This is a genomic window from Blautia sp. XA-2221, assembly GCF_028767025.1.
Lineage (GTDB): Bacteria > Bacillota > Clostridia > Lachnospirales > Lachnospiraceae > Blautia_A.
This window is the reverse complement of the sequence record NZ_JAJQXX010000001.1, coordinates 279,351-293,286: the sequence shown is the minus strand read 5'-3', so window position 1 is coordinate 293,286 and position 13,936 is coordinate 279,351. Positions and strand designations below refer to the sequence as shown.

Here is a 13,936-nt window from a genome sequence, read left to right as displayed (position 1 = left end):
AAATGACAGTTATCAGGATTCCTCTTTTTCATGAACCACCAACTGATCATTTTTTTCGTAAAATGTATACAGCGGCATACTGCTTCTCAGATTTCCGTCCATACTGCCTTCCACAGAAATCTGAACCTTATCCGCCTCACAGGAGTCCAGGAGAGAATTTGCCACAGAATAAATCTGAACACTTTCTGAAACATCCGGAGTTTCCTCCTGAAAAGCTCTGTTCATATTGATATAACAGATTCTGTCTGCAATCGTGGCGCTGAGGAGCACGGATTTTTCCGGGATCACCGCATAATGCCCTTCTACCATGGGACCTTGAGCAAGCTGCTCCAGCACAACTCTCTCTTTTGGAATGGTAGACCTGTAATAAATATTTCTCGCCTCTTTTACCAGCTTCTTTCCGCTTTCGTCTGCAAAATACAGGGTAAAAGTATCATACCTGTAATCGTTGTCTTTACTGGAAAGCTCCAGAAAGCTTTCTTCTGTCATATCCCCGATCCTGTTATTCCGGGAATCTGTCAGCTCCTGTCCTTCTACAGTAAAGCGAACCCGGTCAATATCCGGCACCTGCAAAAATGTCTTTACAATCCCTAAACGGGTAAGAACCTCTCTGGCCCTGCTCATTTCATGGTACTGTGCGCTGAAATCGATTACCAGCACATCATCCTGAAAATCATAGGAATTCAGTACCACATCATCCGGAAGCAGCGGAATCCCGTCCTCCGGAGCCTTTCCGTTCCCAATGCTCTGCATCAGCTCACGGACCATAAAGTCCGTTGTTTCTTCTTTTGGTTCATATGCTTCCCTCTCCAGAGTTGTTTCTGCTGTATTCAGATAATAAAAGCTATATTGATCCGGCGTCTGTTCTTCTACTTCAATACTGCAGCCGGCAGCCAGCATACACACAGAAACAGCCAGAAGAAGGACACTTAAAAATTTCTTCATCCGGCACCTCCTACGGAATATATGACAGCGGAATGCGGACGGAAAACGTTGTTCCCTCGCCTTCTCTGCTGAATACTTTGATCACGCCATGATGCATGGCAATGGTACTTCTTGTAATGGCAAGACCCAGTCCCGTACCTCCGATTTCTCTGGAATGTGATTTATCCACACGGTAAAATCTCTCAAAGATGCGCTCCAGGGACTCTTCCGGAATTCCCATTCCGGAGTCTGCCACAGTTACATAAAAATATTTGTGGTCCGCGTCTATGGATACTCTGACCCATCCGTCATCCACATTGTATTTAATGGCATTTTCTACCAGATTGCTGATGGCTGAAGTAAACTTGATCTCATCCACATCTGCCTCCACCGGACGGAAGCTGTCAAGGATCAGGTCAATACTCCTTTTATCTGCAATAGGTCTTAGACGCTTCAGGATATCCTCAAGAAGCTGGTTGATATCCATGTGCTGTATGGAAAGATCTGCTGTCTTTTTGTCCATTTTTACCAGACTGAGAAGATCTGTAATGATCCTGTTCTCTCTGTCGATCTCAGCAGTAATATCCTGAAGGAACTCCTGATAAAGTTCCTCCGGAACCCCCTGCTGTCCAACCAGGGAATCTGCCAGAACCTTCATGGAAGTCATTGGCGTTTTCAGCTCATGGGACACATTGGAAACAAACTCGGATCTGGATTCATCCAGAACCTTCATTCTTGCCAGCATCTTATTAAAAGCATCTGTGATCAGCTCTGTTTCCGTATAATCAGGCACTGAGATCTCATCATTCTGATATCCGTCTGTAAGATCTTCAATGGACTTTGTTACACGGGCAAGAGGTTTCACCAGGACAGAAGCAAGAATATATCCAAGGAAAACAGACAGAACCACGATCACTGCGATCAGAAGAAATCCCTGATAATTCAGTTCCATCATGGTAGCTGTGATCTCGCTGCAGGAGATTGTCACCAGCATGGCTCCCTGAATCTGAGGAACGTCCGCACTTCTCACAGGAACTGCAAACTCAATGACCTTCCCCTTTCTCTGATAATCCGTAGCTTCCCCTTTCTTAAAACTGCGGATGATCTTTGGCGAAACCAGAGTTTTGCCCTCGTCCACATGGTAAGTATCCTTTACGATCTTAAAATCTCTGTTCACGATCAGGATACGTCCGCCATACACATTGGACAGCATTTCAAGCTTGCCGTTTACAGCCTCGGAGCTTGGATCGTTCAGATAGTTTTCCTTAATGATCTGATTACACAGAATACTGCACTGATTACTTACCGTTCCTGCTCTTACTTCTACAGCCTCTTTCTCATAATTGCTGATCATCATCCGTGTAACGATCACACTGGGTACAATTCCCAGAATCACCAGAATGATCAGGATCCGGAAACGCAGACTCTTAAAAAATCTGTTTTTCTTTTTCATGGCTTATGCCTGAAAATAATAGCCTACACCCCATTTGGTGTGCACGTACTTTGGCTCACTGGGATTCGCCTCAATTTTTTCACGAAGCCGGCGGATATGTACATCCACAGTTCTCACATCGCCCGGATATTCATAACCCCAGACAATATTCAGAAGGTTTTCTCGGCTGTAAACCTTATTGGGATTAAACACAAGAAGCTCAAGCACATCAAATTCCTTAGCGGTCAGATTGATCTCTTTTCCCGCAATAAACACACGGCGGCTCTCGCAGTCAAGCTTCAGATCACCTGTTTCAATGGTCTTGGCCTTTTCCTTCTCTTCGCTTTCTGAGCGGGCGCGGCGCATGATGGCCTTGATCCTTGCCTTTACCTCCAGAATATTAAAAGGTTTGGTAATGTAATCGTCTGCGCCGTATTCCAGTCCGAGGATCTTGTCCATATCCTCACCTTTGGCAGTAAGCATTACAATGGGGACATTGGAAAACTCCCTGATCTGCTGGCAGACTTCAAGGCCGTCCATCTTGGGAAGCATAAGATCAAGAAGGATGATATCATAATGCTTTTCCTTTGCCTTTTCTACTGCTTCCTCGCCATCGTAAGCGCAGTCCACTTCCATACCGTCCTGTTCCAGATTGAAACGGATGCCCTTTACGATCAGTTTTTCGTCATCTACCACTAATACTTTCCTGCTCATTTACAATCTCCTTATTCTACTGCAATCTTGTCTTTTATCTGTGAAAAGGTACTTTCCTTTATCCCAGGCACATTCATCAGCTCCTCCGTACCGGAAAAGCCTCCCTTTTCCTCACGATATGCCAGAATGGCCTGAGCCTTAGCCTCACCGATACCGGGCAATGTCTGAAGCGCTGCAGAATCTGCCGTGTTCAGGTTTACTGTTCCTGACCCCTGCGTTTCCCCTGTTCCTGCAGCTTCCGTCACTGCTCCGCCGGTACCCGGATCTGCAGCGCCGCCTGACGGCTGCCCTGCTTTTCCCTTCTCTGCCTCTTCTTTTGTAGGTACATAAATCTGCTGTCCGTCACTTAGCGCACAGGCCTGATTGATCGCTGTTCCCGCCGCTTCCGGAAGAAACCCTCCGGCTGCTTCAATGGCCTGAAATACTCTGCTGTCAGACTTCATTGCGTACACTCCCGGCTGTGTAACAGCTCCGCACACATCCACATAGATTTCCTCCGGCGGCTGCGTGGGTTCGGGATCAGGCTTCTCTGTGACAGCTTCCTTCCGGGAACCGCTGTCATTCTCCTGTTCCTGATCGACAGTTTCGTCAGTCTGAGATGACAGTTCCTCCTGCTCTTCTTCCAGAAGAATTTCTGCTTCCTTATCTGCGCATCCACATATTCCCGGACTGATCACAAAAAGGAAAAAAAGAAACAGGATCCTCAGATTTACTGATTTTAGATTTGTTTTCTGTACTCTGATATCGGGTCACTCCTTATCTTTTCCCCGATCCTCATACCTGACCATACCCTATTTTAACGAATTCCCGGTGCTTTTACAATAGGTAAGTACTATTTTTGCCATTTAAAGATTATGATACCTGCAATAGCCACAGCCATTCCCACAACCTTCCGCCATTCAAATACAGCCTTTTCCACACCGAAAAGTCCCAGAAGCTCGATCACATAAGCTACAAGAAGCTGGGAAACAACAATCAGCATGGCAGCCTTTGCAGGTCCCAGCGCACCCATACTCTGAATCACGGTAACCGTAATAAAGGCTCCGATCACTCCGCCCAGAAGCGTATACTTATTTTCCACCTGCCACAAAGCGGATATACTCTCTCTGCCTGTAAAAAGCCATGCCAGCACACAGACCGCAAAGGCAGAAAGCTGTACCCAGCCTGTAGATACCCACAAACTTGTCTGCTTTGTCACTTCTGTGTTAAAAACTCCCTGGATACTCATAAGCGCGCCTGAAATAAGTGCCACAATAAATCCCCACATAACAATCCCTCCATATGATGTTCCAACGTAAAGGTATGAAAAAAGGCCGGTATTTTTAACCAGCCTTTTGTTACTATCATCATATACAGAAATTTATTTTTTATTCACAGACTTTCCTGTACTTTTTATTTTGCGTGATCTTCTTTTAAAGCCGAGCTGCAGCAATGTCCTCCACAGCTTGAGCAGTCACAGCCGCACTGAAGAGATTTTCCGGCTTTTTTCGCCCGAATCATGCTTCTCAGCACCAGCCCCACTGCAAGTACAAGAACCGCAAGTACAATCAATGTTCCCATTAACATCCCTCCTGACTTTTGTCAGTTTTTATCAGCTCTGACAGCGCTGACATTCATATCTAAAGTTCTGCTCTCTCTGTACGGTCTGAACAGGAGATAAATAAATCCCAGGATCAGCACAAACGCTGCTACAGTAAAGATTCCGAAACTTCCACCTGTGATCAGGGTACCGATCTGGAACACACACAGAGAAACCACATAAGCAAGCAGACACTGATATCCAATGGCAAACCAGAACCACCGGGCATTGTTCATCTCCCGTTTGATAGCGCCCATTGCCGCAAAGCAGGGAGCGCAGAGAAGATTAAACACAAGGAAGGAGTATCCTGCTGCAGCTGTCATACTTCCTGCCAACTGACCCCAGATCTCTGCGCCGTTCTCTGCCACTTCTGCAAAGCCAAACAGCACTCCGAAGGTACCTACTACGTTTTCCTTTGCGATCAGTCCGGTTACCGCTGCCACTGACATCTTCCAGTCACCCCATCCAAGAGGCGCAAACAGAGGTGCGATCACACCGCCGACCATGGCAAGGATACTGCTGTCCAGCTGCTCCGGTTCCAGCATGGTAAAAGAACCGTTTACCCAACCGAAGCTCATAAGGAACCACAGAAGGATCGTGGAAAGAAGAATAATGGTACCTGCTTTCTTTATAAAAGACCATCCCCGTTCCCACATGCTTCTGAGAACACTGCCAATCGTAGGCATATGATAAGCCGGAAGTTCCATTACAAACGGAGCCGGATCTCCTGCAAACATTTTTGTTTTTTTCAGGATGATGCCTGAGCAGATAACTGCTGCAATTCCAACAAAATATGCGCTTGGAGCCACCCAGGAAGCGCCGCCGAAAATAGCGCCTGCGATCAGGGCGATAATTGGAAGCTTTGCTCCGCAGGGAATAAACGTAGTTGTCATAATAGTCATTTTACGGTCACGGTCATTCTCAATGGTTCTGGATGCCATAACTCCGGGAACTCCGCATCCTGTACCGATCAGCATAGGAATAAAAGATTTTCCGGAAAGACCGAATTTACGGAAAATACGATCCATGATAAAAGCAACTCTCGCCATATATCCACAGCCTTCCAAAAAAGCCAGGAACAGGAAAAGCACCAGCATCTGAGGAACAAATCCAAGAACCGCGCCCACACCTGCAACAATACCGTCAAGGATCAGGCTCTGAAGCCATCCTGCACAGTTAATACTCACAAGAAAGCTTTCCACAGCCGGAGGAATGATCTCCCCAAACAGCACATCATTTGTCCAGTCTGTAACAAAGGTTCCCACTGTGGAAACAGACACATAATACACAAGCCACATCACTGCCGCAAAAATCGGAAGAGCCAGAATACGGTTGGTTACGACCCTGTCAATTTTGTCGGAAACCGTCATCTTCTGTCCTGTATGCTTTTTATTATAGCACTCTCCGATCACAGAGGAAATATAATTATAGCGTTCATTGGTGATGATACTTTCTGTATCGTCATCCATCAGTTCCTCAATCTTTGCAATTTCCGGGGAAACATCCGGAACAGAGGAAAGCTGCCCGGAAATTTTATCATCCTTTTCCAGAAGCTTAATAGCAAAAAATCTTTGCTGTTCCTGAGGGACCGTTCCGAAAAGCTTGCGCTCAATGGTGCTCAGAACCTCTTCCACTCTGTTATCAAAAGTATGTACAGGGGCAGAGCTTTTGCCTGACCGGGCAGCCTTAACTGCCAGGGCCGCTGCCTCCTGAACGCCTTCGTTTCTCAGCGCTGAAATTTCCACAACCTGGCATCCAAGTTTTTTTGCCAGTTTGCTGATACGGATCTCATCTCCGTTCTTTCTTACCACATCCATCATATTCACAGCCATGACCACAGGAATACCAAGCTCCATAAGCTGTGTGGAAAGATAAAGATTTCTTTCAAGATTTGTACCGTCAATAATATTCAGGATCGCATCCGGTTTCTCACTGATCAGATAATTTCTGGCAACTACTTCCTCCAGCGTATACGGTGACAGGGAATAAATGCCCGGAAGGTCTGCGATCACAACCTCCTTATTCCCTTTCAGTCTTCCTTCCTTTTTTTCTACTGTTACACCCGGCCAGTTTCCTACAAACTGATTGGAGCCGGTAAGGGCATTAAACAATGTTGTTTTTCCACTGTTGGGATTTCCCGCCAGAGCAATTGTAAGTGCCATTTCTCTTTCCTCCTGAATTTTCTGTTAAATCTTTTCTTTTAAGCCTCTACGGCGATCATTTCTGCATCTGCTTTTCGCAAAGACAGTTCATATCCTCTGACTGTTACCTCTATGGGATCTCCCAGAGGCGCTACCTTGCGTACAAAAATACTTACGCCCTTTGTAATTCCCATGTCCATGATCCTTCGTTTTACCGGACCTTCGCCATTTAATTTCATTACTTTTACTGTCTGACCTACCGGAATCTCTTTTAATGTTTTCATATGTCCCTCCTAATTTACCATGACCTTATTGGCCATATCTCTGCCAATGGCAATTCTGGAATCCTTCACATGAACGATCAGATTTCCATTAGCTGACGAAACAACTGTTACAGTTGATCCGTTTACAAATCCCAGACTTTCCAGGAAACGCTTTGTTTCTTCTTTTCCGCCCACACGCGAAACGATATGGGGTTCTCCCTGATTTACCATAGATAACGGCATCAATTTCTCACTTCTTTCTATATGTTTTAATGTTAGTTTCTTTCATCTATGTTAGTTCTGTGCAACCTTTCTAAGTTAGTATACATAAACTAACTTTATCTGTCAATACCTCTTTTAAAAAAAATCCCTCTTAAAGCAGTCTGATCCATACTCATTCTGCTTAAGAGGGATTCTGTCAGCTGTCACGCTGCGAAGCCTTATGTTCTGTTTATGGTAAACTCGTTATTTTTTTAATGAAAAATAAAAATTCCAGCTCTCATATTCCTGTTTTGCTTCCGGCAGTGGAAGTCCTGCATACATCAGCGCGCCTCCGGTATACTCTTTTCCGTTACAGAGATAGATTCCATCTTCCTGAAGTCCTCTCAGAAGCACTCTGGCAGGCTGGTCATTGGTATGGACCCTGGATGCCACCACACTTACAAGAGCCTCTTTTTTATCCGGAGCTGCAAACTCCCAGGCTGAATAATACCGGTCTGTATCCGGAGATGTCAGCCGGAAATAGTCACCGCTCTGGATCAGTTCATAATACTCCTTAAAGCTTTTGATCTGCTTCCTGATCTCTTCTTTTTCTTCTTCAGTCAGCTTTGCCGGATCAAGCTCATAGCCAAAGGTTCCTGCCATGGCAACTGTCGCCCGCGTATTCAAAGGAACTATCCTTCCTGTCTGATGATTGGGGCAGGCCGATACATGAGCGCCCATAGTGCTGACCGGATAGCAGAAAGAAGTTCCGTACTGAATATCCAGTCTTTCAATGGCATCTGTATCATCGCTGCACCAGATCTGAGGCGTATAATAAAGCATTCCTGCGTCAAAACGTCCTCCGCCTCCGCTGCAGCCCTCGATGAGCATATCCGGATATCGTTTTCCAAGGCGATCCAGAAACTCATAAAGACCAAGCACATAACGGTGCAGAACCTCTCCCTGACGGTCTGCAGAAAGACCGGCTGAATATACATCACAGATACTGCGGTTAAAATCCCATTTCAGGTAATCCACATCTGCTCTGTCCAGAACTGCGCTCATCTGGTCAAAAATATGATCCCGCACTTCCTGTCTGGAAAAATCAAGTACCAGCTGATTTCTTGATCTTACAGGCTTCCTTCCGGGGACAGTAAACGCCCAGTCCGGATGAGCCCGGTAAAGATCGCTGTCCTCAGATACACACTCCGGTTCATACCAGATACCAAATTTCATGCCAAGGCCATGGATTTTTGCAGAAAGTTCCTGAAGAGTACAGCCCAGTTTCTTTTCATTGACATACCAGTCGCCCAGACCACTGTTATCAGAATCTCTTTTTCCGAACCAGCCGTCATCCATAACAAACAGCTCCACTCCCATATCTGCCGCTTCCTCTGCCATATGGAAAAGCTTTTCTCCTGTAAAATCAAAATAAGTTCCTTCCCAGTTATTGATCAGAACCGGCCGTCTGACATTCTTAAATTTCCCTCTGCACAGATGATTTCTGATGGCTTTATGATAGTTGTGGCTCATTGCCTCAAAGCCACGGTCGCTGTACACCATAGCCGCCTCCGGTGTCCAGAAGCTTTGTCCCGGATTCAGTTTATAACAGAAATTTCCCGGATGGATTCCCATAAGAACTCTTGTCTGATCAAACTGGTCCTTTTCTGCCTGAGCAAGAAAGCTTCCGCTATAAAGAAGAGAAACTCCAAAACAACTTCCCTGAGTTTCCGTTGTATGAGTATCCGCCAGAACCACAAAAGGATTATACTGATGACTGGAAGTACCTCTTAAACTTCCCACTGACTGTACCCCGTGATGGACTGCAGTACGGGAAAGCTGCCTTTCCATCTCATGTTTTCCGTAAAAGGTCATCCAGTCCCAGTTTCCGTAAGTCTGATCCACACAACAGGACATGACTCTTTCCAGATAAACCTCTTCTTCTCCCAGATTTTCCACACAGACTGTTCTTGTGATCAGATCAAATTCCTCAAACACTCCATAATAAAGCCGGACCAGAATTTTGCCTGCTTTATCTTTCATGGATATCACCAGAGTGTCTGCCTGCTCACTGTTTTCTGCATAAAATGCCGGAAGTCCCGGGATTTCGTATTTTCCTTCCAGAATCTCGTATCCCTGAAAACGAAGATCTGCGACAGTGGCTCCATACTGGTTCCTCATTGCAAAAGCGCTTTCCCGGTAATCTCCGCTTCCGGAGCAGGAATACTCCTGAGGAAGCGTATCCAGAGAATATTTTCTGTCCATTTCTGCATCATAGGGATTTCCGGAAAATCCATGATCCCGCTTCTGGATCAGATAGGAAAAATCCATCTGCTCTGTTTTTTTACCATAATAGGTATGAAGCAGCACTCCAAGTTCATCAGCCTTCATCTGATACATACTGTTTTTGGTGCAAAGTGTAAATACATTTTGATTCACTGCTATTGCCATGATTCTTTCCTCTTTTTATCCCTTTTGAGGATATTCTTTCTTTATGATTTCAATTTTATTTTTATCATTTTAATTCTATTTTACTGCTCCGTTTACCACACCGTTAAGAATCTGCTTCTGACAGAACAAATAAAAAAGAAGAATCGGGATCAATGCCAGCAGATAGGATGCAAAGGCAAGGTTATAATTTGTTCCAAACTGCGTCTGGAAATTAAGCTGCGCCAGAGGCAGCGTATTCTTTCCTGTGCCGGACATAATTACAAGCGGTGTCATTACATCATTCCAGGTTCCCAGAGCAGTCAGTACTGCCACAGTTGCATGCATGGGCTTCATCACCGGAAAAATAATGCTCCAGTAAGTTTTCCAGGTTCCTGCTCCGTCCACTCTGGCTGCCTCCTCCAGAGCAAGAGGAATATTTTTCAGATACCCGGAGTACAGAAGAAGATTCATAGGCATATAAAATACCACATAAAGGATGATCACTCCAACCCTGTTTCCGATTCCCATCTGAGAGGTCTGTTTTACCAGGGGCATCATGAGGATCGCAAAGGGAACAAACATTCCGCTTACAATGTAGAGATATGCGAATTTATAAAATTTGCTGTTTCCCATATTTCTTCCAATGGCATATCCTGCAAGAGAATGTACCAGAATAGCGATCACCACTGTCAGCGCTGTGATCAGCAGGGAATTTCCAAGAGAATTCCAAAAATCGGTAACTCTCATTGCCTCTGCAAAATTGTCAAAGCTCCAGGAGGAAGGAAAAGAAAGTGCTCCCATAATATCATTTGTCATTTCAGAAGGCTTTTTGAAGGCAATGATCACAGCCATATAAAGAGGAAAAAAGATTGTAATACAGCCCATGATCAGAAGAATTGTAACCGGCCAGTTTGTTTTACCGGTATGCCTGCATTTTTCTTTCATTATAACTGTTCCTCCTTCTTATTCATAAATGTCAGCTGAAATACAGAAATTGCAACAATGACTACAAAAAATATCACTGCATTTGCACTCTGGAAGCCAAACTGTCCGCCGTCCATACCATTTTTGTAGATCAAAAATGAGATGGATTCTGTACTCTGCGCAGGACCGCCTTTTGTCAGAGCCATAATCTGATCAAATGCCATCAGAAAGTTTTTCATACAGAGAACCATATTGATCGTAAAAAACGGAACTATCAGCGGGAAGGTCAGGTTTTTGAATTTTGTCCACCCGGTTGCTCCGTCAATGGCGCCTGCCTCATACACATCCTCCGGCACAGTCTGAAGACCGGAAATATAAATGATGGTATTCATTGCAATGGCCTGCCATGCAGCTACGATCACAATGGCAAACCATGCGCTCTTTGTATCTGCCAGCATACTGCTGCTGAGAAAATCAATCCCAAGCGCTTTTCCCACAGCCGGAAGAATATAGGTGAAAATAAAGCTGAAAATATAACCTACCACCAGTCCGCCCAGAACGTTTGGAATAAAATAAATTCCTCTGAGCGCACTTTTTGCCCGTATCTTACTGTTCAGTCCCATAGCAAGGAGCAGACTGAACAGGTTTACAATAATAGTTGCAACAATGGCAAACTTAAACGTGAACAGATAAGACTTTCCTACTCGTGCGTCCTGAAAAAGATCAATATAATTTCTGAGTCCTACCCAGTCATAGCTTCCATAGCCTTTAAAATTTGTAAAGCTGTAAATAAATCCCTTGATCAGAGGCAGTGTATTAAAAACAAAGAATAATGCCAAGATCGGAATGGTGATCAGTAAAAAAGTACGTTTTCTGTCATTGCCCTTCATGATCGATCTCCTCCTTCCCCGTTTTGCTCCTGATATTCCTGTACTTTCCGGATCAGGTCACGGTTGTATCGCTTCCAGTCACTGTCAAATTTTTTCAGCCAGGCATCTGTATCCCCGTTCATAAGATATGTCTGTATCATTGCATCCACAGCCATTTCCGCCGGATAGTAATGATCCTGGTAATCGGTCATTTTTCCCTCTTCAATATATTCCTTCATACCGTCCAGCATAGAAGGCAGGGTAAAATCCCCCTCTTTACACGGCACTGCATTCTGGTCATCCAGATAAATCTGAATGTTTTCATCCTCCAACATAAAACGCAACACCTCATAGGCTGCTTCTTTGTCCTTACAATCCTCCATCACACAAAACTGGAGATCAACACCTGAATTCAGCATCTGACCGTCTGCGCTGTCATTTGCCGGAAATACAAAAGAGTCAATATTCATGTCAGGATTTACGGATTTGATCTGAGGTACTGCATAGCTTCCAATACAGTACATAGCAGACTCTCCTCTTGCAAAAGCCGTACACGCGTCATTATAGCTGTATGCGTAGGGATCTTTCTGCGCGTATGGAAGAAGCTGAAGGATCTTTTCTGACAGCTCCCGGTATTCTTCTGAAAAAGTCGTTTCGCCCCTGTTTACCTGCTGACATACATCAGCCGGCGCCAGGTCACAGGCCATTGCATTCCAGGGTGCCAGACAGGTCCAGGTATCTTTGAAGCCAAAATACAAAGGCTGCTGTCCGGATGCCTGAATAGTGTCAAGAAGTGCAAGAAACTCATTCCAGGTTTCAGGGATTTCCCATCCGTTTTCCTCAAACATATCCTTATTATAAAGAATACCTGACGCATTTGCCACATAAGGAACTGCATATACGCCTTCCTTAGGAACAAATTCCAGATTTTTGTCAATATCCAGATATGCCTGTTTAATATCTGCAAGTCCCTCAAAATCAGAAATATCCATCAGCATATCAGCATCCAGGAAATTGGAGTAATTAACATCTCCCCCTATTCCGATAATATCCGGCTGATCTTCCTTGATAAATCTGGTTTTCAAAACAGTCATAGCCTCGTTTGGAGACTCTATGACCAGCTCAATATCATCATGAGAGGCATTAAATTTTTCTTCCATTTTTTCAAAAGCTTTTACTGCCTCCGGCTTGTACTGAACCATTTCTATCTTTGTCTTTTTATTATCCTTTTCCGAAGTTCCACAGCCGGACAGCACCATACCGGAACCAAGAACTCCTGCCAGGACTGCCCAGGTAAACAGTTTTACTTTTCTCATTGCGTTTCCCCTTTCCCTTGTTTTTCGATCCCTTTTATATTCTGTACAGTTTATACGGATTTCTTATGGATCCATTCTATCACCACATGATATTTCGGTAAATAGAACCATGAATCCCTTTTTATATCATAATACGTTTTTTCACGAATATAGTTGAAGTCACTACTTATTTTGGTATATAATATAAAAAAATCAAGTTTTTTCGTTTAAATATCACATAATTACAATGCTTTTTTTGGTAATATTGCACATATCTCGAATGGAAAGGAGAACAAAACATGCCAATTCCCTTGTTTCATGTGTTTTCTGACGACCGTTTTATGGATCTGACCTTATACCAGTATGGGTATGAAAAATGCCGTCCGCTCCACTCTTTCGGACCTTCTATCCGGAACCACTTCCTGTTCCATTATATTTTTTCCGGAAAAGGCACACTTCTTGTTGACGAAACAGCGACCACCACAAAAGAATACAAACTTCACGGAGGAATGGGCTTTCTCATTGAGCCGGATCGCATTAATACTTATTTTGCCGACAGAGAAGATCCCTGGGAATATGCATGGGTGGAATTCAGCGGCCTGAAAGCAAAAGAAATTCTGGATATTGCAGGACTTTCCACGGAATCCCCTGTTTTTATCCCTGCGTCCGCTCAGGTTTCCGACACGCTGAAAAGCGAGCTTCTCCATCTGGCTTCCAGTTCTTCCGAAACCTCATCCCTTCATCTGATCGGGCATCTTTATCTGATCATGGACGCCCTGCTTACAGGTTCCTCCTCCAGACGAAGGGTTCAGAACGGAAAACGTTCCCGTTTTTATACGGACGAAGCCATTACCTTTATTTCCCAGAATTACGCTCTCCCAATTACAGTGGAAGATATGGCCCAGAGGCTGAATCTGGACAGAAGCTATTTCGGAAAGATTTTTAAAGAAGTGATCGGGCAGTCTCCCCAGGAATTCCTGATCCACTATCGTATGTCAAAGGCTGCGGAACTTCTGAAAACCACAGATATGCCTGTAAAAGATATCAGCGTTCAGACAGGCTATCCCAACCAGCTTCACTTTTCCAGAGCTTTCAAAAACGTATATGGGCAGTCTCCCAGAGAATATCGCCAGAAAAACCGTATCCTTCATGAATAACAGCGAT

At 44.5% G+C, this 13,936-nt stretch carries 14 protein-coding genes; 1 reads left to right on the top strand and 13 read right to left on the bottom strand.

Translation table 11 applies throughout. The features are described 5' to 3' along the window. Positions 1-12: 12 nt before the first annotated feature. The 13 genes from LU279_RS01375 to LU279_RS01315 all read right to left on the bottom strand — a co-directional run bounded on the left by LU279_RS01375 (position 13) and on the right by LU279_RS01315 (position 12,793). Positions 13-945 carry a GerMN domain-containing protein gene (locus tag LU279_RS01375; protein WP_274420282.1) on the bottom strand — a complete coding sequence of 311 codons (933 nt, stop codon included), beginning with the start codon at positions 943-945 and terminating at the stop codon, positions 13-15. 10 nt (positions 946-955) lie between these two features. After that, positions 956-2,377 (bottom strand): sensor histidine kinase, encoded by a 1,422-nt coding sequence (locus LU279_RS01370; protein WP_274420280.1) that lies wholly within the window; start codon positions 2,375-2,377, stop codon positions 956-958. Positions 2,378-2,380: 3 nt separating this feature from the next. Further along, positions 2,381-3,070 (bottom strand): response regulator transcription factor, encoded by a 690-nt coding sequence (locus tag LU279_RS01365; protein ID WP_022067899.1) that lies wholly within the window; start codon positions 3,068-3,070, stop codon positions 2,381-2,383. Between the two features lie 11 nt (positions 3,071-3,081). Then, positions 3,082-3,747, bottom strand: a complete 666-nt coding sequence (locus LU279_RS01360; protein ID WP_274420275.1) for a ComEA family DNA-binding protein — start codon at positions 3,745-3,747, stop codon at positions 3,082-3,084. A gap of 155 nt (positions 3,748-3,902) precedes the next feature. Continuing rightward, on the bottom strand, positions 3,903-4,337 hold the full coding sequence (locus LU279_RS01355) for a DMT family transporter (protein WP_274420273.1): 435 nt from the start codon (positions 4,335-4,337) through the stop codon (positions 3,903-3,905). 125 nt (positions 4,338-4,462) lie between these two features. Next, positions 4,463-4,630, bottom strand: a complete 168-nt coding sequence (locus LU279_RS01350; protein WP_274420272.1) for a FeoB-associated Cys-rich membrane protein — start codon at positions 4,628-4,630, stop codon at positions 4,463-4,465. A gap of 21 nt (positions 4,631-4,651) precedes the next feature. After that, a complete protein-coding gene (feoB, locus tag LU279_RS01345; RefSeq protein ID WP_274420270.1) occupies positions 4,652-6,811 on the bottom strand; it encodes a ferrous iron transport protein B in 2,160 nt (719 codons plus the stop codon). 38 nt (positions 6,812-6,849) lie between these two features. Continuing rightward, the gene (locus LU279_RS01340) at positions 6,850-7,074 is read right to left on the bottom strand and encodes a FeoA family protein (RefSeq protein ID WP_274420268.1); all 225 of its coding nucleotides are present in this window, start codon (positions 7,072-7,074) and stop codon (positions 6,850-6,852) included. Positions 7,075-7,083: 9 nt separating this feature from the next. Continuing rightward, positions 7,084-7,299, bottom strand: coding sequence for a FeoA family protein (locus tag LU279_RS01335; RefSeq protein ID WP_274420266.1), 216 nt, complete (start codon positions 7,297-7,299; stop codon positions 7,084-7,086). Positions 7,300-7,518: 219 nt separating this feature from the next. Then, entirely contained in the window at positions 7,519-9,705 is a 2,187-nt protein-coding gene (locus tag LU279_RS01330; protein ID WP_274420264.1) for an alpha-galactosidase, read from the bottom strand. A 75-nt stretch (positions 9,706-9,780) separates the two neighbouring features. Beyond that, positions 9,781-10,629, bottom strand: a complete 849-nt coding sequence (locus LU279_RS01325; protein ID WP_274420262.1) for a carbohydrate ABC transporter permease — start codon at positions 10,627-10,629, stop codon at positions 9,781-9,783. Continuing rightward, entirely contained in the window at positions 10,629-11,498 is an 870-nt protein-coding gene (locus tag LU279_RS01320) for a carbohydrate ABC transporter permease (RefSeq protein ID WP_274420261.1), read from the bottom strand. Before LU279_RS01320 ends, LU279_RS01325 begins: the two co-directional genes overlap by 1 nt. Then, a complete protein-coding gene (locus LU279_RS01315) occupies positions 11,495-12,793 on the bottom strand; it encodes an ABC transporter substrate-binding protein (protein ID WP_274420259.1) in 1,299 nt (432 codons plus the stop codon). The genes LU279_RS01320 and LU279_RS01315 overlap by 4 nt, the downstream gene beginning before the upstream one ends. A 278-nt stretch (positions 12,794-13,071) precedes the next feature. Between LU279_RS01315 and LU279_RS01310 the strand changes: the two genes are divergently transcribed. Continuing rightward, a complete protein-coding gene (locus tag LU279_RS01310; protein ID WP_274420258.1) occupies positions 13,072-13,929 on the top strand; it encodes an AraC family transcriptional regulator in 858 nt (285 codons plus the stop codon). The last annotated feature ends 7 nt before the right edge of the window (positions 13,930-13,936 follow it).

Coding starts and splice junctions, on each gene's coding strand:
- LU279_RS01315 (WP_274420259.1), bottom strand. CDS start 12,793: ATGAGAAAAGTAAAACTGTTTACCTGGGCAGTCCTGGCAGGAGTTCTT.
- LU279_RS01365 (WP_022067899.1), bottom strand. CDS start 3,070: ATGAGCAGGAAAGTATTAGTGGTAGATGACGAAAAACTGATCGTAAAG.
- LU279_RS01340 (WP_274420268.1), bottom strand. CDS start 7,074: ATGAAAACATTAAAAGAGATTCCGGTAGGTCAGACAGTAAAAGTAATG.
- LU279_RS01370 (WP_274420280.1), bottom strand. CDS start 2,377: ATGAAAAAGAAAAACAGATTTTTTAAGAGTCTGCGTTTCCGGATCCTG.
- LU279_RS01330 (WP_274420264.1), bottom strand. CDS start 9,705: ATGGCAATAGCAGTGAATCAAAATGTATTTACACTTTGCACCAAAAAC.
- LU279_RS01320 (WP_274420261.1), bottom strand. CDS start 11,498: ATGAAGGGCAATGACAGAAAACGTACTTTTTTACTGATCACCATTCCG.
- feoB (WP_274420270.1), bottom strand. CDS start 6,811: ATGGCACTTACAATTGCTCTGGCGGGAAATCCCAACAGTGGAAAAACA.
- LU279_RS01375 (WP_274420282.1), bottom strand. CDS start 945: ATGAAGAAATTTTTAAGTGTCCTTCTTCTGGCTGTTTCTGTGTGTATG.
- LU279_RS01350 (WP_274420272.1), bottom strand. CDS start 4,630: ATGGGAACATTGATTGTACTTGCGGTTCTTGTACTTGCAGTGGGGCTG.
- LU279_RS01310 (WP_274420258.1), top strand. CDS start 13,072: ATGCCAATTCCCTTGTTTCATGTGTTTTCTGACGACCGTTTTATGGAT.
- LU279_RS01325 (WP_274420262.1), bottom strand. CDS start 10,629: ATGAAAGAAAAATGCAGGCATACCGGTAAAACAAACTGGCCGGTTACA.
- LU279_RS01355 (WP_274420273.1), bottom strand. CDS start 4,337: ATGTGGGGATTTATTGTGGCACTTATTTCAGGCGCGCTTATGAGTATC.